Origin of the sequence: Nocardia sp. NPDC057227, from assembly GCF_042669725.1 — a bacterium.
Taxonomy (GTDB): domain Bacteria; phylum Actinomycetota; class Actinomycetes; order Mycobacteriales; family Mycobacteriaceae; genus Nocardia; species Nocardia asteroides_A.
Window position 1 is genome coordinate 36291 of sequence record NZ_JBHUXA010000009.1, and the last position, 19258, is coordinate 55548.

Sequence of the window (19258 nt, forward strand, 5' to 3'; positions counted from 1 at the left end):
CTCAGGAGGGGTCGGTGTGGCGCAGGACGAGCAGGCAGCGGGCGGGGACGGTGAGGGCGGCGCCCGCCTCCAGGGCGGCCGCCGACTCGCCGGTGGGCGCGGAGCAGTCCAGCACCACGCTCCAGCCGAGCCCGTAATCCGGGCCGGGCAGTGCGAATTCGAGCTCTTCGTCGTGGGCATTGAAGCAGAGCAGGAACGAATCGTCGGTGATCCGCTCGCCGCGCGGGCCCCGCTCCGGGATGCCCGCACCGTTGAGATAGACCGAGAGCGACTTGCCGAAACCGCTGTCCCAGTCCGCCGGGGTCATCTCCTCGCCCGCCGGGGTGAGCCAGGCGATGTCGCGGGCGTCGTCCCGGTTGCGGATCGGGCGCCCGGCGAGGAAACGGCGGCGCCGGAAGATCGGGTGCTCGGTGCGCAGCGCGATCACCCGCCGGGTGAAATCGAGCAGGTCGGCATTGGTCTCCGCCAGCGACCAGTCCATCCAGGCGAGCTCGGAGTCCTGGCAGTAGACATTGTTGTTGCCGTGCTGGGTGCGGCCCATCTCGTCGCCGTGCGCCAGCATCGGGGTGCCCTGGCTGAGCACGAGGGTGGCCAGCAGATTGCGCCGCTGCCTGGCCCGCAGCGCGAGGATCTCGGGGTCATCGGTCGGCCCCTCGACGCCGCAGTTCCAGGAGCGGTTGTGGCTCTCCCCGTCCCGGTTGCCCTCGCCGTTCGCCTCGTTGTGCTTCTCGTTGTAGGAGACCAGGTCGTTCAGCGTGAAGCCGTCGTGCGCGGTGATGAAGTTGATGCTCGCGCTCGGCCTGCGGCCGGTCGCCTCGTAGAGATCCGACGAGCCGGTGAGCCGGGAGGCGAACTCGCCCAGCGTGGCCGGCTCGCCGCGCCAGTAGTCGCGCACGGTGTCGCGGTACTTGCCGTTCCACTCGGTCCACAGCCCGGGGAAGTTGCCCACCTGGTAGCCGCCCTCGCCGACGTCCCACGGCTCGGCGATCAGCTTCACCTGGCTCACCACCGGGTCCTGCTGCACCAGGTCGAAGAAGGTGGAGAGCCGGTCCACGTCGTGCAGCTCCCTGGCCAGGGTGGCGGCCAGGTCGAAGCGGAAGCCGTCCACGTGCATCTCCAGCACCCAGTAGCGCAGCGAGTCCATGATCAACTGCAGGGTGTGCGGGTGCCGGACGTTCAGGCTGTTGCCGGTGCCGGTGTAGTCCTTGTACTTCGACGGGTCCTCGTCGAGCAGGCGGTAGTAGGCGGCATTGTCGATGCCGCGGAAGGCGATGGTCGGGCCCCTGTGGTTGCCCTCGGCGGTGTGGTTGTAGACCACGTCGAGGATCACCTCGATGCCCTCCTCGTGCAGCGCCCGCACCATCGCCTTGAACTCGGTGACGGCGGCGCCGGCGCGCGGCATGGCGGCGTAGTCGGCGTGCGGGGCCAGGTAGCCGAAGCTGTTGTAGCCCCAGTAGTTTCGGAGACCCTGGTCCAGCAGCACGGTGTCCTGCAGGAACTGGTGTACCGGCATGAGCTCGATCGCGGTCACGCCGAGGCTCTTCAGGTGCTCGATCACCGCCGGGTGCGCGATGCCCGCGTAGGTGCCGCGCAGCTCCTCCGGCACCGCCGGGTGCGTCATGGTCATGCCCTTGACGTGCGCCTCGTACAGCACCGTCTCGTGGTACGGGGTCTTCGGGGCGCGGTCGTTGCCCCAGTCGAAGAAGGGGTTGATCACGACACAGGTCATGGTGTGGCCGAGCGAGTCGAGGCCGTGCGTGTGCAGCGAGGGGTCGCCGTCGAACTCGCCGTCGAAGGCCTTGCCGTACGGGTCGAGCAGCAGTTTGCTCGCGTCGCAGCGCAGGCCGCGCTCGGGGTCCCACGGGCCGTGCACCCGGTAGCCGTAGCGCTGGCCAGGGCCGAGCCCGGGCAGGTAGGTGTGCCAGACGTAGCCGTCGACCTCGTCCAGCGGAAGCCGGGTCTCCAGCCCGTCCCGGTTGATCAGGCACAGCTCGACCCGCTCCGCGACCTCGGAGAAGACCGAGAAATTCACCCCGGCGCCGTCGTAGGTGGCGCCGAGCGGGTACGCCGTGCCCGGCCACACCCCCAGCGGCGCCACCTCGGCCAGGGCGGGAGCGGGGGGACTGTCGCCGGCCGGCGCTGACTCGAGCATGGCACCGACAGTAGTGGCACCGGGCGGGTCCGGGATGCCAGGTCGTGACCATCACAGGGGCCGCGGACTTGAACAGCGTTCAAGGTACCGTGCCGCTATGGACCTCGACCGGCTGATCACGCTCGACGCCGCCCACGTCTGGCATCCGTACGGCGGTTTTCCGGCGAGTACCGCGCCGCTGCCGGTGGCGTCGGCGTCCGGGGTGCGGCTGCGGCTCGGCGACGGGCGCGTGCTGGTCGACGGCATGAGTTCGTGGTGGGCCGCCATCCACGGTTACCGGCATCCGGTGCTGGACGCCGCGCTGGTGGCACAGGCGGGGAAGATGAGCCACGTCATGTTCGGCGGGCTCACCAACGAACCGGCTGTTCGCCTGGCCGAGCTGCTGGTCTCGCTGACGCCCGCCGGGCTGGAGAAGGTGTTCCTCTGCGACTCCGGGTCGGTGTCGGTGGAGGTCGCGGTGAAGATGTGCCTGCAGTACTGGCGGGCCGTCGGCCGCCCGGCGAAGCGGCGGCTGCTCACCTGGCGCGGGGGGTACCACGGGGACACCTTCACCCCGATGAGCGTCTGCGACCCGGACGGGGGGATGCACTCGCTGTGGACCGACGTGCTGGCCGCGCAGGTGTTCGTCGGGCCGCCGCCGCGCGAGTACGACCCGGCGTACGTGGCGTCGCTGGACCGGGCGCTGGGGGCGCATGCGCACGAACTCGCCGCTGTCATCGTCGAGCCCGTCGTCCAGGGCGCGGGCGGCATGCGCTGGCACCATCCCCGCTACCTGAGCGACCTGCGCGCGCTCTGCGACCACCACGGGGTGCTGCTGATCTTCGACGAGATCGCCACCGGCTTCGGGCGCACCGGGACGCTCTTCGCCGCCGACCAGGCGGGGGTCGCACCGGATGTGCTTTGCGTCGGCAAAGCGCTGACCGGCGGGTACCTCACCCTCGCCGCCGCCCTGTGCACCACGCGGATCGCCGAGACGGTGAGTGCCGCGCACGGTGGGCTCATGCACGGGCCGACCTTCATGGGGAACCCGCTGGCCTGTGCCGTCGCCGTCGCGTCGGTGGAGTTGCTGCTCTCCCGGGATTGGGCGGGCGAGGTCTCCGCGATCTCGGCCGGGTTGGTTGCCGGGCTCGGGCCGCTGGCGTCGCTGCCGGGGGTGGTGGATGTGCGGGTGCTCGGGGCCATCGGGGTGGTGGAGCTGGAACGTCCGGTCGACATGGCCGCCGCCACCGATGCGGCTGTCGGCGAGGGGGTTTGGCTGCGGCCGTTCCGGAATCTGGTTTACACGATGCCGCCGTTCATCAGTGCTCCGGACGAGGTGGCGGCGATCGCGCGGGGGATCGGCGCGGCGGTGCGGGCGTCCCTGCCGTGAGCACCGCCCGCGGCCGTGGGTCAGGCGATCCAGGGCGGGACGATGCCCTGTGCTTCACCCGCGCGGAAGGCATTGGCTCCGGCGGGCGCCGTCGCTACCGCGGTGAGCCCCCACGGCCCGGCCGTGATCTGCCGGAGGACGTCGGCGGGGAGGACGGCGGTATCGCCGGGGGCGAGCGTCAGCTTCTCGGCGCCGAGGGTGATCTCCGCGCCGCCGTCGAGGACGGTCCAGATCTGCTCGACGTCGATGCGGTGCTCGGGGCCCGCGGCGTGCGGGGCCATGCGGACGCGCCAGAGCGCGGAGCCTGCGGCGCCGAGGGTGGGAGAAGCGAGGGTGGTCATGGCGCCCGCCGGGGTCACGGTGTGGCGGGCCTGGTCGCGGGTGATGACGGGCATCGGGTGCTCCTGAAGGTAGTCAACGTGGTTGTCTTGTTGGGCAATAGTCAACCACGTTGTCTATCCTGTCAAGGTGAACTCCTTCGAGCTGCCGCTGCGCATGCTGCTCGCCTTCCGCTCGGCCGTGGACGAGGTGCACGCGGAGCTGGCCGCGCACGGGCACCCGGAGATCCGGCCCATGCACGGGTTCCTGTTCCAGGCGGTGCTGCGGACCGAGGGGTGCACGGCGGCGGAGCTGGGGCGGGTGCTCGGGATCTCCAAGCAGGCGGCGGGGAAGCAGGCGGAGGCGCTGGAGCGGCTCGGGTATCTGCGGCGCGAGGACGATCCGGCGGACGCGCGGCGCAAGGTGTACCGGCTGACGGCGCGTGCGGACGAGGTGCTCGCCCGGTCCGAGGCGGTGTTCGACCGGGTGCGGCGGGGGTGGGCGCGGGAGCTGGGGAGCGGGCGGATCGCGGAGCTGGAGCGGGATCTGCGGGTGCTCGCACCCGGCGAGCTGTTCCGGCTGGACGCGCCGGGGTGGTTCGCCCGCTGAGCGCTGAGCCGCCCGCCCCGGAGCGTGCCTTGAACGGCGTTCAAGTATGCTCCCGAGCTGTGAATACCGATCCGCTGAGCTGGCTGGACGACCGTGCCTCCGAGCGGGTCGCCGCCGGTCTGCGCCGCGAGCTGCGGCCACGGGCAGCCCGGTCGGCCGCCATCGACCTGGCCTCCAACGACTACCTGGGGCTCACCCGGCACCCCGAGGTGATCGCGGGCGCGGTCGCGGCGGTGCGGCGCTGGGGAGCGGGGTCGACCGGGTCGCGGCTGGTCACCGGGACCACCGACGAGCACATCGCGCTGGAGCGCGAGCTCGCCGAGTTCACCGGGGCGGAGAGCGGGCTGGTCTTCGCCTCCGGGTACGCCGCGAACCTCGGGGTGGTGACGGCGCTCGCCGGGCGGGACGCGCTGGTGGTCTCCGACGCGGCGAGCCATGCCTCGCTGGTCGACGCGTGCCGGCTCTCCCGGGCCCGGGTCGCGGTCGCGCCGCACGGGGATGTGGACGCGGTGGCGCGAATCCTGGCGGCGCGCACCGAGCGCCGGGCGCTCGTGGTCACCGATTCGGTGTTCAGCGCGGACGGCGATCTCGCACCGCTCGCCGCGCTGCACCGGGTGACCAGGGCCGCGGGGGCGGTGCTCGTGGTGGACGAGGCGCACGGGCTCGGGGTGCGGGGGAGCGGCGGGCGCGGGCTGGTGTACGAGGCGGGGCTGGCGGGGGAGCCGGATCTGATCGTCACCGCGACGCTCTCCAAGGCGCTCGGGGCGCAGGGCGGGGCGGTCCTCGGGCCCCGGCGGGTGCGGGACCACCTGGTCGATGCGGCGCGGACCTTCATCTTCGACACGGGGCTCGCCCCGGCCGCCGTCGGTGCGGCGCGGGCGGCGCTCGGCGTGCTGCGGCGCGAGCCGGAGCGGGCCGCCGCGGTGCTGGAGCGGGCGGGGGAGATCGCGCGGATCGCCGGGGTGCCGGAGCCGCCGTCGGCCGTCGTGTCGGTGGTGCTCGGGGAGGCGTCGGTGGCTTTCGAAGCCGCGCTGGCCTGCCGGGAGCGCGGGCTGGATGTCGGGTGTTTCCGGCCGCCGACGGTGCCGGAGGGCACCTCGCGGTTGCGGCTCACCGCGCGGGCGGATCTGAGCGATGCCGAGCTGGCGGTGATTCGCGAGGTGCTCGCGGCCGTGCTGGTAGCGCGGCGACCGCGGGAAGACGTGCCGGCATGAGTGGCGCGGGGTCACCGCGGCGCGCCGGATCGGCGAGCCTTGCCGGAGTGCCCGAGGCGGGCGGCGCCACTGTTTCGGGACCTGCGCCGGCTTCGGCGAGCCGGGGCCCAGTTCCGTACGCACACAGCGGAATTCTGCTGGTGACCGGCACCTCGACCGAGGTCGGCAAGACCGTCACCACGGCCGCGCTGGCGGCAGCGGCGCTGGCGGCGGGGCGGACCGTCGCGGTGTGCAAGCCCGCGCAGACCGGCGTCGCTCCGGGCGAACCCGGCGATCTGGCCGAGATCACCCGGCTCAGCGGTGCCACCCGAACCCTGGAACTGGCCCGCTACCCCGACCCGCTCGCCCCGGACACCGCCGCCCGCCGCTGCGGCGCACCCCTGCTCACCCTCGGCGAAACCGCCGCCGCCGTCGAAGAACTCGACGCCGACCTGGTCCTGGTCGAGGGCGCGGGCGGCCTCCTGGTCCGGCTCGGCGACTTCACCCTTGCCGACCTGGCGCTCCGGCTGGCGGCACCGGTCCTCGTGGTCGCCGCGGCGGGGCTCGGCACGCTCAACCACAGCGAGCTGACCGTGCGCGCGCTCCTGGCCGCGGGTGTACCGTGCGCGGGCCTGGTCATCGGCTCCTGGCCGGACACACCGGATCTCGCCGCCGAGTGCAACCGCGACGACCTGCCCCGGGTCACGGGCGTGCCCGTCGTCGGCACCGTTCCCGCCGGAGCGGGCGCCTGGGACCGCACCCGTTTCACCGCGGAGGCCCCGGCCTGGTTCGCCCCGGCCCCACCCGGGCGAGCCGAGGCAGAACCCCCTACAACCCCAGCTCCCGCCCGATCAACTCCTTCATGATCTCGTTCGTCCCCGCCCAGATCTTGGTCACCCTGGCATCCCGCCACGCCCGCGCCACCCGGTACTCGTTCATGTACCCGTACCCGCCGTAGAGCTGCACACAGTGGTCGAGGACCTCGTTCTGGATCTCCGACGTCCACCACTTCGCCTTCGCGGCGTCGGTCGCCGAGAGCGCCCCCTCCGCGTGCGCGGCGACGTAGCGCTCGACGAACGCCCGCGTCACGTCGATCTTCGTCGCCAGCTCCGCGAGCAGGAACTTGTTGTGCTGGAACGACCCGATCTGCTGCCCGAACGCCTTGCGCTCCTTCACATACTCCAGGGTCTCGGCCAGGATCTGCTCCGCGTGCGCGAGATTCGAGACCGAGCAGCCGAGCCGCTCCTGCGGCAGGTTCCGCATCATGTGGATGAACCCGCCGTCGACCTCGCCGACCACCTCGGCATCGCTCACCCGGACCCCGTCGAAGAAGAGCTCGGCGGTGTCGGACTCCGGCTGCCCCACCTTGTCCAGCTTGCGGCCGCGGGAGAAGCCGGGCCGGTCCGCCTCGACGGCGAAGAGCGTGATGCCGCGGGCCTTCTTCTCCGGACTGGTGCGCGCCGCGACGATGATCAGGTCGGCGGAGTAGCCGTTGGTGATGAAGGTCTTGGAGCCGTCGAGCACCCAGTCGGCGCCGTCGCGCACGGCCGTGGTCTTCAGCGCGGCCAGGTCGGAGCCGCCGGAGGGCTCGGTCATGGCGATGGCGGTGAGGAGCTCGCCGCTCACCATGCCGGGCAGCCAGCGTTTGCGCTGCTCCTCGGTGGCCAGCGTGGTCAGGTAGGGCGGCACGATGTCGGCGTGGATGCCCATGCAGGAGGCGAGCGAGGCGTTCACCTTCGCGAACTCCTCCAGCAGGATCGCGTTGAACCGGTAGTCGCCCGCCGCGCCGCCGCCGTACTCCTCCGGCACCTCGAGGCCGAGCAGCCCCTGGCTGCCCGCGTCCAGCCAGAACTGCCTCGGCAGCGCCTTCTGCTCGATGTGCTCGTCCAGGTGCGGGCGCACCGAGCGCTCGATGAACTGCCGGACACTGTCCCGGAACGCCTCGTGGTCCGCGCTGTACACGGTGGGTGGGGGGAGCGCCATTGCCGATCCTTCGTTGCCGGAGAACTCTGGTCCGCCGTCCAGTATCGTCGGCCCGTGACATCGACCCGCATCGGCAGGCACATCGCGGCCCCGCGCGGCGCCGTCTACCGGCTGCTGCTCGACGCCGACGCGGTCGCCACCTGGATGGTCCCGGACGGTATGAGCAGCGAGGTGCTGACCTTCGAGCCGCGCGAGGGCGGCGCGGTGCACATCGCGCTCACCTACGACGACCCGGACGCCACCACCGGCAAGACCGACGCCCGCACCGACTCCTACCGGGGCCGGTTCGTCGCGCTGGTGCCGGACGAGCAGGTCGTCCAGGTGGTCGAGTTCGACACCGACGACCCGGAGATCCGCGGCGAGATGCGGATCGTGTTCACGCTCGCCGACGCCGACGGCGGCACCGACCTGGTCGCGCTGCACGACGGGGTGCCGCCCGGCGTCGCGCCGGAGGACAACGAACTGGGCTGGCGGATCTCGCTCGGCAAACTCGCCGCGCTCGCGGAGAGCGGAGCAGCTCCGACCGGGACATGACCGGCGGTACCCTCGCTCACCTGCCCGGACACTGCCCGTAACCCGACCGTTCGTCCCGCTTCGCCTGGCACCCCCGCCGGGGCGTGCTTACAGTGGGATGGGTGTCGCCGATGGAGAATCGGCACCCGTCCACCGTCTCGGATTGGAGCGATGCACGACGTCGCGCCCGCCTGCGGGAGACCCGCCCCCGGCGCGACCGGACGTCGTGGCGCCACCCCCGAACGGCCGCGCTGCGGGTGACCGCGCTGCTGCTCGCGGGATTCGTCGTGTTCGCCCAGTACTGGCAGCACGACGTGGCCCCCGAGCGCGACCGCCTCGCCCGCACCGAACCCGCGCTGCTCCCGGTCGCCACGCCCGCCGACGGCGCGCCATGGGACACCGTCGTGGTCGACCTGGTCGGCCTCGGCAACCTCAACGCCACCGACACCGCCGCCGCGCTCCCCGCGCTGAGCGAGCTCGGCGTGGTGTGGGCGGTCCGCTACGACCAGAACGGCATCGACACCAGGGTCATCGCGGAGCTGATCGTGCGCGCCGCGCGGATGTCGGGGCTGCGGAACGTGATCCTGGTCGGGCACAGCATGGGCGGCGTGATCGCGCTGGAGGTGGCCAGGCACATCCACACCGGGAGCGACCGCAGGCTGCTCTCGGTGATCCTGGACTGCACCCCGCTCGACCTGGACTCGGTGCGCCAGGAGAGCAGGGGCCGCGGCGAGGACCTGGTGCGCTGGATGGGCTGGCTGCCCGGGGTCAGGGAGAGCCGCACCCTGCGCACCGCCGCCGAGCTGTACGCGCGCCGGGACCGCTTCGTCACGCACCACGGCGCGCTGCCCACCGTGGACTGGCCGCGCTTCGGCACCGCGCTGGACGAGGTGCTGCGGCAGAAGACCTTCTCCGCCGACGCCGCCAGCAACGGGCTGATCGAGGCGCAGTTCCTCGCCATCGTGGCCAGCGGCGCGGGCAACGACCTGCGCGCGCTGCGCGAGCCGCGCCCCGGCCGGGCCCGCCCCGCCATCGTCCTGCTCCGCCCGCTCGACCCGGCCGACGACCACGTCGTGCTGGTTGACCGCACCCAGGCGACGCTCTCCGCGGAAGCCGGCGCCCGCGAGGGCGCGCTGCTCGTGGTGAGCGGCCGGATCGGGCACGCGAACCCGAGGCAGCGGCCGGAGGCATACGAGGCCATGTTCACCGAGCGGGTGCTGCCCTTCCTTGCCCGCTACCAGCAGACCGCGCGCGGCGGCGCCGCGCTGCCTCAGCCCAGGTGAGCGACGGCGGCGCCGCGGTACGACAGGACGATGCCCATAGCCGCACGGTAACCGGACGGGGTGACAACGCCGAGTTGCAATCGCGATGAAAACAACCGTTTTCGCAGCTCGCCGCTGCTGCTTGACTACTGCACCATGTCTCGAACCCGTCTGTTCCACACCGGCCTTCGCGGCCGCATGACCGCCGCACTGCTCGCCGTGGCGACCGTCGCGACCCTCGGCACCGCCGGTTGTGCGAAGAGCGACGAGCCGGTCGCGGCGGCCAGTGGCCCGCTGCCCACCGACATCCAGCCAGGCACCAAGCTCGTGATCGCCGACCAGTCCGAGCGGCTGCAGTCGGCGCTGCGCTTCTCCGGCGAGCTGGACAAACTCCCCTTCCAGGTGGAGTTCGCCAACTTCGTCGGCGGCCCCGCCATCCTGGAGGCCTTCCGGGCGGGCGCCGCCGATATCGCGCCGGTCGGCGACGTCCCGCCGATCCACGCCCTCGCGGCCGGCCAGGACGTCCCGATCATCGCCTCCTACCGCACCAACCCGCAGTCCATGAAGCTCGCGGTGGCGCCCGGTGTCCCGGTGCGCACGCTGGCCGACCTGAAGGGCCGCAAGATCGCCTACGCCGAGGGCACCGCGCAGCAGGCCGCGGTGCTCCGCGCGCTCGACAAGGCCGGGCTCGACACCGGCGACGTCGAGCTGGTCCGGCTGCAGCTGGCCGAATTCCTGGACGCCGTCCGCACCGGCCAGGTCGACGTGGCCCCGCTGATCGAGCCGAACGTCACCCGGCTGCTGCGCACCCAGGGCGCGACCCTCATCCCGGACTCCGAGACCGCGGGCATCTACCCCGGCCTCGCCTACCTCTACGCGCGCCGCGACGTGGTGAACGACCCGGCCAAGGCGGGCGCGGCCCGCGCGCTCGTCGCGGCCTTCATCCGCGCCTTCCACTGGGCCAACACCCACGGCGACGAGTGGGAGCGGCGCTACTACGTCGAGAACCAGAAGGTGAGCCCGGAGGACGCCGAGCGCATCGTGAACTCGCTCGGCCAGTGGACCTTCCCGCACCTGGACCAGAAGGTCATCGACGTGCAGCAGAAGACCATCGACGCCATCGACGCCGCGGGCCAGCTGCCCAAGAAGGTGCGCGCGGAGAACGGCTTCGACCTGCGCTTCGACGACGTGATCACGCAGACGGTCACCGAGTCCGGCGCCTCCTTCGGACCGGAGGTCGGCTGATGGCCACCATCACCAGGAAGATCAGCGCACCGGCCGGGCTGTTCGGCCGCGCGAGCGGCCGGGCGAGCGGCGCGCGGCGGGTCGTCCGCAAGCGCAGGCTCGGCCCGGGCAAGGCGATCCCGTTCGGGATCGGGATCGGCCCGGCCATCCTGATCGCCGTCTGGGTGATCGGCTCGGCCGCGGGCACCATCGACCCGGAGACGCTGCCCGCCCCCTGGACCGTCGCGCAGACCGCCGGTGACCTGATCGCCGACGGCCGGCTGCAGTCCAACCTGCTCACCTCGCTGCAGCGCGCGGTGATCGGGCTGGTGCTCGGCGTCTCGATCGGGCTGGTGCTCGCACTGATCTCCGGGCTGAGCCGGATCGGCGAGGCGGTGGTCGACGGCCCGGTGCAGATCAAGCGCTCCATCCCGACGCTCGCGCTGATCCCGCTCTTCATCGTGTGGTTCGGCATCGGCGAGGAGATGAAGCTGGTGGTGATCACCACCAGCGTGCTCATCCCGGTCTACATCAACACGCACGCGCACCTGCGCAGCGTCGACGCCAGGCACGTCGAGCTCGCGGAGACCGTCGGGCTCTCCCGCTGGGGCTTCGTCCGCCGGATCGCGCTGCCCGGCTCGCTGCCCGGCTTCTTCACCGGGCTGCGGCTCGCGGTGACCATCTCCTGGCTCGCCCTCGTCGTGGTGGAGCAGGTCAACGCGACCAGCGGCATCGGCTACCTGATGACCCAGGCCCGCACCTACGGCCAGATCGACGTGATCGTGGTCGGACTGGTGATCTACGGCCTGCTCGGCCTGTTCGGCGATATCGCCGTGCGCACCATCGAGAGGAGGGCGCTGTCGTGGCGACAGACACTCGGGGACTGAACGTGGTCCGCACCCGCGGGCTGACCAGGAGCTTCGGCGACCGGGATGTCCTCGCCGGGATCGATCTGGAGATCGCGCGCGGCGAGTTCGTCGCGCTGCTCGGCCGCAGCGGCTCCGGCAAGAGCACGCTGCTGCGCGCGCTGGCCGAGCTGGACGGCGAGGTCACCGGGCACGGTGAGCTCACCGTGCCGGCCGAACGCGCCGTGGTGTTCCAGGATTCGCGGCTGCTGCCGTGGAGCCGGGTGCTCGACAACGTGACCCTCGGCCTGACCGGCTCGGACGCCAAGGCCCGCGGCACCGCCGCGCTGGCCGAGGTCGGGCTGGCCGGGCGGGAGAAGGCGTGGCCGCGCGAGCTCTCCGGCGGCGAGCAGCAGCGCGTCGCGCTGGCCCGCTCGCTGGTCAGGGAGCCCGAGTTGCTCCTGGCCGACGAGCCGTTCGGCGCGCTGGACGCGCTCACCCGGCTCCGCATGCACGCCCTGCTCGAGGCGCTCTGCGCCCGGCACCGCCCCGCCGTCCTGCTGGTGACGCACGACGTGGACGAAGCCGTCGCGCTGGCCGACCGGGTGCTGGTCCTGGACGAGGGCCGGATCGTGCTCGACGAGCCGGTCGACCTGGAACGTCCCCGGCGCCACGGCGACCCGCGTTTCGCCCGGCTGCGCGAGCGGCTGCTCGGCGCGCTCGGCGTCGACACCCCCGATTCGACCGAAAGACGAGCCTCATGAGCACCGCGCCCCGACAGCTCAGCCTGAACGCCTTCATCTACCCGTCCGGGCACCACGAGGCGGCCTGGCGGCACCCGGCCAGCTCCCCGGACCGGCTCTACGACGTGAAGTACTACCAGGAGATCGGCCGCACCGCCGAGGCCGCCAAGCTGGACGCGGTGTTCTTCGCCGACGGCCCCGCGCTGCGGGTGAACGTCAAGCACAACGCCGCCTCCGGGCTGGAGCCGATCACGCTGCTCACCGCGATCGCCACCGCCACAACCCATCTCGGGCTGATCGCGACCGCATCCACCACCTACTACGAGCCCTACAACCTGGCCCGGCTCTTCTCCACGCTCGACCACATCTCCGGCGGCCGCGCGGGCTGGAACATCGTCACCACCGCGACCGACCAGGCCGCCGCCAACTTCGGGCTGGACCGCCACCCCGACCACGAGGAGCGGTACGCCCGCGCCCGCGAGTTCGTCGACGCCGTCGTCGCGCTGTGGGGTTCGTGGGAGGACGACGCCATCGTGCTCGACCCGGCGGCAGGCATCTACGCCGACCCGGAGCGGATCCACCGGATCGACTTCGAGGGCGAGCACATCAGGGTGCGCGGGCCGTTCAACGCGCCGCGCACCCCGCAGGGGCACCCGGTGCTCGTGCAGGCGGGCGCCTCGAACGAGGGCCGCGCCTTCGCCGGGCGCTATGCCGAGGCCATCTTCACCGCGCACCAGCAGCTGAGCGACGGGCAGACCTTCTACCGCGACATCAAGCGGCAGGCGGCCGAGTTCGGGCGCAACCCCGAGCACGTCAAGATCCTGCCCGGGCTGAGCCCCTTCATCGCCGACACCGAGGCGGCCGCCAAGCAGCTGGAGCGCGAGTTCAACGAGCTCACCGTGGCCGAGTACGGGCTGCACCAGCTGGAGAACCTGGTCGGCACCAGCCTGCGGCACCTGCCGCTGGACGAGCCGGTGCCGCTCGCGCTCTTCGAGCAGGCGGGCGACGTCACCGACAACAGCCGCAGCAGGCTGCAGGTGATCGCCGGCATCGTGCAGCGCGAGCGCCCCACCGTGCGCGGGCTGCTGCACCGGCTGGCCGGCGCCCGCGGGCACCGGGTCTTCGCCGGAACGCCGGAGCAGGTGGCCGACACCATCGAGGAGTGGTTCACCCAGGGCGCGGCCGACGGCTTCAACGTCATGCCGCCGTACTACCCGGGCGGGCTGGAGGTCTTCGCCGAGCAGGTGGTGCCGATCCTGCAGCGGCGCGGGCTCTTCCGCACCGAGTACAGCGGAACCACGCTGCGCGACCACTTCGGGCTGCCGCGCCCGGAGAGCCAGTTCGCCCGCCGCGCGGCGCTGGCCGGGTGACCGCCGAGGCGGCACCCGACACCGGCTGTCCGAAGCCGGGCCCGCCTGTGCGGGCCCGGCTGGCGCCGCTCGTCCTTCCGGTCTTCCTGCCGTCGGCCGTCTACGGCCTCGGCAACGGCGCGGCCGCGCCCATGTTCCCGCTGCGCGCGCTGGAGCTGGGCGCATCGCCCGGGCTCGCGGGGCTGGTCGTCGCGCTCTCCGGCTTCGGCATGATCCTGATGGACCTGCCCGCCGGATCGATCGTGGCCCGGCTCGGCGAGCGCGTCGCCATCGCGCTCGGCTCCGCGGCCGGCGCGCTCGGCATGCTCGCGGCCATCTTCGCGCCGAATATCGCGGTCTTCGGCGCCGGCATGCTGCTCGCCGGCGCCGCCACCGCGGTGTGGGGGCTGGCGCGGCAGTCGTACGTGGTGGCGGTGGTGCCCGCGGCCGACCGGGGCCGGGTGCTCTCGGTCTTCGCCGGGAGCATGCGGCTCGGGTTCTTCGCCGGGCCGTTCCTCGGCGCGGCCATCGTGCACGGTGCCGGACCGGTCGGCGCGCTCTGGGTGCAGCTCGGCGCGGTGGTGCTGGCCGGGGGACTGGTCGCCGTCATGCCGGAACCCGAGGACGGCGCCGCCGCCAAGGGCGTGACCGGGCTCGGCACCGTGCTGCGTGAGCAGCGCGGGCTGCTCACCACGCTCGGCTCCGGTGCGCTGCTCATGGGCGCCGCGCGCGCCTCCCGCCAGGTGCTGCTCCCGCTCTGGGCCGCGCATATCGGCGCCGACGCCGCGGTGGTCGCGCTGCTCTTCGGCATCGCGGGCGCGGTCGACGTCCTCATGAGCTACCCGTCCGGGCTCTGGATGGACCGCTTCGGGCGCAGAGCCATCGGCGTGCCGTCCATGCTCTGCTTCGCCGTCGGCTACGCGGTGCTCCCGTTCGCGGGGTCGGTGCTGTGGCTGAGTGTCGTCGCCGTGCTGCTCGGCGTCGCCAACGGGCTCAGCAACGGGGTCATCATGACGGTCGGCGCGGATATCGCCCCGCCGGACCGGCGCGCGGAGTTCCTCGGGGCGTGGCGGTTGACGCACGATTTCGGCATGTTCGCCGGGCCGATCACCATCGGCGTGATCGGCGCCGTGTCGATGCTCGGGGGAGCGGCGGTGGTTCTGGCCGTTGCCGCCGGTGCGGGTGCTGCGGCCATGTACCGCTGGTTCCCGGGGCCGGGGGGCGTGCTGCGCGACAGGTGAGCCGGGCTCTGACCCGATACCGTTCGGAGTGTGCGGTGTCATTGCTCAGCTGAGCGAGGCTCACGTCTCACCTCGACGTGCTCGACCTCGAAGCGCCCTGCCCCGCCGGGCCCGGCCGGACACCGGATGCGGGCTCGGCGGTGACGGTCCCGTCCGCACCGGCGGGTTTCCCGTCGCGCTGGCGCGGCGGGCTGGTGCGCACGCCGGGGCTGATGGCGTTCACCGGCCGGATCGGGGACGCGGCCGCGCACGCGCACGCCGCGGTGCAAGTCCTGTTCGTGGCCGACGGCGCGCTCACCCTCACCGACACCGCAGGTAGCAGCGCGGCCGCGCAGGTGGCGATCATCCCGCCCGGCGTCGGCCACCGGGTGCAGGCCGAGCCCGGCACCACCGGGTTCGTTGCCTTCCTCGATCCCGACAGCGCCACCGCGCACGCGGCGGTGTCCCGGTTGGACGGTCTGCCCGCCGACCGGGCGGACAGCTGGGTGCGCGCCGCCCGCCCGCGCCCACCGGATGCGCTCGCCGCCCCGGCCCGGCCGCGGCGAGCGCATCCGGCGGTCACCGCCGCGCTGCGGGCCGCGACCGAGTGGCCGGACGGCCCGCCCGCACTCGGCGAACTCGCCGCGCGGGTGGGGATCTCGGGCAGCCGGCTTTCGCACGTGTTCACCGCCCACGTCGGGCTGCCGTATGCGGCGTGGCGGCGCTGGACCCGCCTGCATCGGGCCTTCACCGTCGTGCGCGACGGCGGGTCGCTGACCGAGGCCGCCCACACCGCAGGCTTCGCCGACAGCGCCCACCTGACCCGTACCTGCCGCGAGCTGATCGGCCTCACCCCCACCGAAGCGCTCATCGCCACCGGCTGGCGACCCCCGCCCGCGAGCGAAGTCGGCTGATTTCTTCAAGCTCAGCAACGTATCCGGGCGCGAGGCTCGATCCATGTCCACGCTCATCCGCTACGGCTACGCGCCCTTCCTGTTGTTCGGCATCAACGGTGCCGGTATCGCCCTTGCCGCCACCGGCGCCCCCAAAGCCTGGCTGCTCGCCCTGCTCGCCCTCGCCGTCGCGGTGTCGTTCGCCGCCGAACGCGTGCTGCCGTACCAGGAATCCTGGAACACCTCGCACGGCGACCTCGGCCGCGACACCGCCCACGCCCTGGTCAACGAAACCCTGATTCTCGCGAGCGTCGCTGTCATCCCCGCCCTCGCCGCCGTCATCCCCGGCGCCGGAATCTGGCCCAACACCTGGCCGTTCGTGACCCAGGTACTGATCGCGATCCTGGTCGCCGACCTCGGCATCACCCTGGCCCACTACGCCAGCCACAAGATCGGCGTCCTGTGGCGCTTCCACGCCGTGCACCACAGCGTCACCCGCTTCTACGGTCTCAACGGCCTGATGAAACACCCCCTGCACCAGACCGTCGAAATGACCGCCGGTGTCAGCCCGTTACTGCTCGCCGGTATGCCCGTCCCGGTCGCCGCCGCTCTCTCCCTCGCCGTGGCAGTGCAACTGCTGCTGCAACACTCCAACGCCGACTACCGCGTCGGGCCGCTCCGATATGTGCTGGCGCTCAACGAGGGCCACCGCTTCCACCACCTGAAGTGGGCAGGCATCGGCGACGTGAACTTCGGGCTCTTCACCCTCCTCTGGGACCACCTGCTCCGCACCCACAGCTACGACCCGGCCCGCCGCTTCACCAGCGCCGACCTCGGCATGGCCGCGAAACCCGACTACCCCACCGGCTACCTGGCCCAGCTCGCCGAACCCTTCACCCGGTCGACCCGGTCTGATTGACTGTGCCTGTGCCCACCATCAGCACCCGCCGCATTCGCACCCTCGATGGTCTCCATCTCGCCGCTACCTCCGTCATTCCGGAAGGCCCCGCGACCCGCGCCATCGTCCTGGTCCACGGCGGTGGTGTCACCAGGGAGGAGGGAGGTTTCTTCGCCCGGTTGGCGGATGGTCTCGCTGACGCCGGTGTGGCATCGCTCCGATTCGATCTCCGCGGTCACGGCGAGAGCGACGGTCGGCAGGAAGAGCTGACCCTCTCCACGATTCTCAACGACATTCGCGTTGCCATCGCCGAACTGCGCGCGCTGACCGGTGCGCCGGAGATCAGCCTGCTCGGTGCCAGCTTCGGCGGTGGTATCTGTGCCTATTACGCGGCGAAAGGGCAGGACGAGCTGGCACGGCTGGTGCTGCTCAATCCGCAGTTCGACTACAAGAAGCGCACCATCGATACCCGCGACTACTGGAATGACGATGTCATCGGTGACGAGCGGGCGAAGGAACTCGACGAGACGGGCGCGATTCAGTTCACGCCGACTCTGAAACATGGTCGACCGCTGCTGAACGAGGTGTTCTGGCTGAAGCCGAACGAAGTCCTCGGCGAGATCCGTACTCCGACCCTGATCGTCCACGGCAATGCCGACACGCTGGTTCCGATCGACGGTTCCCGCGCGGCCGTCGCCGAGTTCACCGTGCCAGTCGAGCTGGTGGAGATCGAAGGATCGCAGCACGGGTTCGCCGTCCACGATGATCCGCAGTACCTGCACCCGAAAAGCCAGGCGTATCAGGCCGAGGTCATCGGGATCGTTGCCAACTGGCTAGTGACCGGCTCGGCGTCAGGGCTGTAGTACGTCGCTGAGCTGGCGCACCATCGACCGGTGCCGCCAGCAGTCGAGCGCTCGGACAACTTCGACCACGACGTTTATCGTTCGCTCCGAACGAGTTTCACGGGCAACACCGACGGATCGCACCGCGACCCGTGCCGCTTCGTCCGGCTCGCCGCTCAGTGCCAGGGCTTTGGCCTGACGCGCACCGAAGAATCCGGTATCGCGACGAGACAACGATCCGCTCGTCAGCACCTGACCGAACAGCTGCGCGGCGATCTGTGGTCTTCCCGCTTCCGTGTGGCAGACAGCGGCCCGAAGACGGAACGTATCCTGGTCGAAGTAGCTGATCAGCGGTTCACCGGTGGTTACCGCAGCTGTGCTGAGCATCTGTTCGGCGACATCCAGTTTGTGCTTCACCGCGGTGAACGGCTCACCGAGCATCGCCCTACCGAGCGCTTCCTGTTGCACCACTTCGGCTTTGATCCGAGCCGGAAGTTGCCACGGCCCCTCGTCGGCAGCCCGAGCCAGTGCCCGAAGTGTTCCGATATCGCCGGTCTCGTATGCCATTTGCGACTTCTTGAGGAGTACGTAGCCCTGCATGGGCAGACTGCCCGCGGCTTGCGCCCACTCCATCGACCGGTCGTAGAGGAAGGTGGCGGTGACCGGATCGTGCAGATCGCGATAAAGCGAACCGGCGAATTCGGCACCGTCTGCGCCGAGCGCGAGCAGTTGCTGCCGGATCGTCGGTCGAACATCCCGGACATGCTGGCGAATCGCCCCGATCAGCGCCAGAGTGAGCGGCAGCGCTTCCGAGGGACCGAGAGACCCGTCGGCTGCTTTGCAGCGGGCGAGCTGCTGGCGAAAGAACTCCACGACGTTGCCATCGAAGTAGCGGTGAGCGTCCGCCAATGCCTGGCCGACCTGCTGGAGGTCGTCGGGGCAGCGGCTGGATGGCAGAGGTCCGGCACCATCCGCGATCAGCCAGCGCGCCAATGCGACCGCATCGTGAAGTCCGCCCGGTACGACGCCTTCGTTCTGGATCCCCGGCAGTTCGAACCAGAGCAGTTCTCTCGGAACGTCGAGGATCTCCGCCCACCGGATCAACTTGGATATCTGGTCGGGGGCTGCACCCTTCTCGATGCGACTGAGCTGCGCCTGGGTGAGACCGAGCCAGTTCGCCATCAACTGCTGGGGTAGCTGATGCCCATGGAATGGATGGGTGCGGTAGGCGTGGAATACGCGACCCATATGCCGGGTGGCGCACGCATCCCGCACTCGATCGGTCCGCCAGAACGCCGGCGGTACCTTCGGCGGATGATGGCGTTCGTCGCGGGCATTGCCGTCACAGGGGCTGCACAACGATCCAGCGTTGTAGCTGTTCAGCCGAGCGCCGCAGCGGGCGCAGTAGCGATGCGGCTTAGGCGCCCGTGCCATGGCTGTCCCCCCTGATGGTCCCTCCCGTCGCTCGGGTCAAGCGTAATCGTCTGGCCGATACCGGAATATACGCCGGACGCATAGCGGTCCACGACGATTGGGCATAGCCCCTGAACAGGGCAAACGCGAAAGTGGTCGTTGGTATCCGGTACCGGGGTGACGCCGCGAACCTCTCAGCGGTGCATCGGTTGACCCAACGGCGGGCGTACCGGTGGCTTCGAACGGAGCCCCCGGTGCCGGGTACTTCCGTCTCGGCCCGGTCGGCAGAGTCCGCTTGAAGCAGGAAGATCCGTCATGCATTCGCCCTTTGAGGCAACACCATGAGCGCGAATCGGCGGATCCGCCGTATCCACATAGAGTCCGGTCCCTTGCGACTGGACTACCAAGCCACCGCGGAGCAAGCCCAGGACG

The 19258-nt window shown here is 71.4% G+C and carries 18 protein-coding genes; 14 read left to right on the forward strand and 4 right to left on the reverse strand.

Going from position 1 to position 19258, the window contains the following annotated elements; all coding sequences use genetic code 11:
* Position 1: 1 nt before the first annotated feature.
* Positions 2–2152 carry a glycogen debranching protein GlgX gene (gene glgX / locus ACFUJ1_RS14830; RefSeq protein WP_378645793.1) on the reverse strand — a complete coding sequence of 717 codons (2151 nt, stop codon included), beginning with the start codon at positions 2150–2152 and terminating at the stop codon, positions 2–4.
* 97 nt (positions 2153–2249) lie between these two features.
* Here glgX and ACFUJ1_RS14835 point away from each other — a divergent pair, with 97 nt between their 5' ends.
* Positions 2250–3521 (forward strand): adenosylmethionine--8-amino-7-oxononanoate transaminase, encoded by a 1272-nt coding sequence (locus ACFUJ1_RS14835; RefSeq protein WP_378645794.1) that lies wholly within the window; start codon positions 2250–2252, stop codon positions 3519–3521.
* 20 nt (positions 3522–3541) lie between these two features.
* On the opposite strand, the gene ACFUJ1_RS14840 is transcribed toward ACFUJ1_RS14835, so the two are convergent.
* Positions 3542–3916, reverse strand: a complete 375-nt coding sequence (locus ACFUJ1_RS14840) for a cupin domain-containing protein (protein WP_378645796.1) — start codon at positions 3914–3916, stop codon at positions 3542–3544.
* A gap of 73 nt (positions 3917–3989) precedes the next feature.
* On the opposite strand from ACFUJ1_RS14840, the gene ACFUJ1_RS14845 reads away from it, so the two are divergent.
* The 3 genes from ACFUJ1_RS14845 to bioD all read left to right on the forward strand — a co-directional run bounded on the left by ACFUJ1_RS14845 (position 3990) and on the right by bioD (position 6507).
* Positions 3990–4448, forward strand: coding sequence for a MarR family winged helix-turn-helix transcriptional regulator (locus ACFUJ1_RS14845; protein ID WP_378645797.1), 459 nt, complete (start codon positions 3990–3992; stop codon positions 4446–4448).
* 59 nt (positions 4449–4507) lie between these two features.
* A complete protein-coding gene (locus ACFUJ1_RS14850) occupies positions 4508–5662 on the forward strand; it encodes an 8-amino-7-oxononanoate synthase (RefSeq protein WP_378645799.1) in 1155 nt (384 codons plus the stop codon).
* 131 nt (positions 5663–5793) lie between these two features.
* The gene (bioD, locus tag ACFUJ1_RS14855; protein WP_378646087.1) at positions 5794–6507 is read left to right on the forward strand and encodes a dethiobiotin synthase; all 714 of its coding nucleotides are present in this window, start codon (positions 5794–5796) and stop codon (positions 6505–6507) included.
* Here the strand turns inward: bioD and ACFUJ1_RS14860 are convergent.
* Positions 6470–7624, reverse strand: a complete 1155-nt coding sequence (locus ACFUJ1_RS14860) for an acyl-CoA dehydrogenase family protein (RefSeq protein WP_378645800.1) — start codon at positions 7622–7624, stop codon at positions 6470–6472. The two genes, bioD and ACFUJ1_RS14860, sit on opposite strands and share 38 nt — an antisense overlap.
* 54 nt (positions 7625–7678) lie before the next feature.
* Between ACFUJ1_RS14860 and ACFUJ1_RS14865 the strand changes: the two genes are divergently transcribed.
* The 10 genes from ACFUJ1_RS14865 to ACFUJ1_RS14910 all read left to right on the forward strand — a co-directional run bounded on the left by ACFUJ1_RS14865 (position 7679) and on the right by ACFUJ1_RS14910 (position 17434).
* Positions 7679–8158, forward strand: a complete 480-nt coding sequence (locus ACFUJ1_RS14865) for an SRPBCC family protein (RefSeq protein ID WP_378645801.1) — start codon at positions 7679–7681, stop codon at positions 8156–8158.
* 101 nt (positions 8159–8259) lie between these two features.
* Positions 8260–9420, forward strand: coding sequence for an alpha/beta fold hydrolase (locus ACFUJ1_RS14870; RefSeq protein ID WP_378645803.1), 1161 nt, complete (start codon positions 8260–8262; stop codon positions 9418–9420).
* 135 nt (positions 9421–9555) lie between these two features.
* Positions 9556–10644: an ABC transporter substrate-binding protein gene (locus ACFUJ1_RS14875; protein WP_378645804.1), complete on the forward strand. Its 1089-nt coding sequence runs from the start codon at positions 9556–9558 to the stop codon at positions 10642–10644.
* The gene (locus tag ACFUJ1_RS14880) at positions 10644–11510 is read left to right on the forward strand and encodes an ABC transporter permease (RefSeq protein ID WP_378645806.1); all 867 of its coding nucleotides are present in this window, start codon (positions 10644–10646) and stop codon (positions 11508–11510) included. The genes ACFUJ1_RS14875 and ACFUJ1_RS14880 overlap by 1 nt, the downstream gene beginning before the upstream one ends.
* The gene (locus tag ACFUJ1_RS14885; protein WP_378645807.1) at positions 11486–12232 is read left to right on the forward strand and encodes an ABC transporter ATP-binding protein; all 747 of its coding nucleotides are present in this window, start codon (positions 11486–11488) and stop codon (positions 12230–12232) included. Before ACFUJ1_RS14880 ends, ACFUJ1_RS14885 begins: the two co-directional genes overlap by 25 nt.
* Positions 12229–13581, forward strand: coding sequence for an LLM class flavin-dependent oxidoreductase (locus ACFUJ1_RS14890; RefSeq protein WP_378645809.1), 1353 nt, complete (start codon positions 12229–12231; stop codon positions 13579–13581). Before ACFUJ1_RS14885 ends, ACFUJ1_RS14890 begins: the two co-directional genes overlap by 4 nt.
* Positions 13578–14801 carry an MFS transporter gene (locus ACFUJ1_RS14895; RefSeq protein WP_378645810.1) on the forward strand — a complete coding sequence of 408 codons (1224 nt, stop codon included), beginning with the start codon at positions 13578–13580 and terminating at the stop codon, positions 14799–14801. The genes ACFUJ1_RS14890 and ACFUJ1_RS14895 overlap by 4 nt, the downstream gene beginning before the upstream one ends.
* A 77-nt stretch (positions 14802–14878) precedes the next feature.
* Entirely contained in the window at positions 14879–15694 is an 816-nt protein-coding gene (locus ACFUJ1_RS14900) for a helix-turn-helix transcriptional regulator (protein WP_378645811.1), read from the forward strand.
* A 43-nt stretch (positions 15695–15737) separates the two neighbouring features.
* Positions 15738–16592, forward strand: coding sequence for a sterol desaturase family protein (locus ACFUJ1_RS14905; protein WP_378645812.1), 855 nt, complete (start codon positions 15738–15740; stop codon positions 16590–16592).
* A gap of 8 nt (positions 16593–16600) precedes the next feature.
* Positions 16601–17434: an alpha/beta hydrolase gene (locus tag ACFUJ1_RS14910; RefSeq protein WP_378645813.1), complete on the forward strand. Its 834-nt coding sequence runs from the start codon at positions 16601–16603 to the stop codon at positions 17432–17434.
* Here the strand turns inward: ACFUJ1_RS14910 and ACFUJ1_RS14915 are convergent.
* Positions 17423–18595: an XRE family transcriptional regulator gene (locus ACFUJ1_RS14915; RefSeq protein WP_378645815.1), complete on the reverse strand. Its 1173-nt coding sequence runs from the start codon at positions 18593–18595 to the stop codon at positions 17423–17425. The genes ACFUJ1_RS14910 and ACFUJ1_RS14915 overlap by 12 nt on opposite strands.
* Positions 18596–19258 lie beyond the last annotated feature (663 nt).

What these genes read in the sequence shown, in the direction of transcription:
- glgX (WP_378645793.1), bottom strand. Translation starts at nt 2,152, where the DNA reads ATGCTCGAGTCAGCGCCGGCCGGCGACAGTCCCCCCGCTCCCGCCCTG.
- ACFUJ1_RS14835 (WP_378645794.1), top strand. Translation starts at nt 2,250, where the DNA reads ATGGACCTCGACCGGCTGATCACGCTCGACGCCGCCCACGTCTGGCAT.
- ACFUJ1_RS14840 (WP_378645796.1), bottom strand. Translation starts at nt 3,916, where the DNA reads ATGCCCGTCATCACCCGCGACCAGGCCCGCCACACCGTGACCCCGGCG.
- ACFUJ1_RS14860 (WP_378645800.1), bottom strand. Translation starts at nt 7,624, where the DNA reads ATGGCGCTCCCCCCACCCACCGTGTACAGCGCGGACCACGAGGCGTTC.
- ACFUJ1_RS14875 (WP_378645804.1), top strand. Translation starts at nt 9,556, where the DNA reads ATGTCTCGAACCCGTCTGTTCCACACCGGCCTTCGCGGCCGCATGACC.
- ACFUJ1_RS14880 (WP_378645806.1), top strand. Translation starts at nt 10,644, where the DNA reads ATGGCCACCATCACCAGGAAGATCAGCGCACCGGCCGGGCTGTTCGGC.
- ACFUJ1_RS14890 (WP_378645809.1), top strand. Translation starts at nt 12,229, where the DNA reads ATGAGCACCGCGCCCCGACAGCTCAGCCTGAACGCCTTCATCTACCCG.
- ACFUJ1_RS14905 (WP_378645812.1), top strand. Translation starts at nt 15,738, where the DNA reads ATGTCCACGCTCATCCGCTACGGCTACGCGCCCTTCCTGTTGTTCGGC.
- ACFUJ1_RS14915 (WP_378645815.1), bottom strand. Translation starts at nt 18,595, where the DNA reads ATGGCGAACTGGCTCGGTCTCACCCAGGCGCAGCTCAGTCGCATCGAG.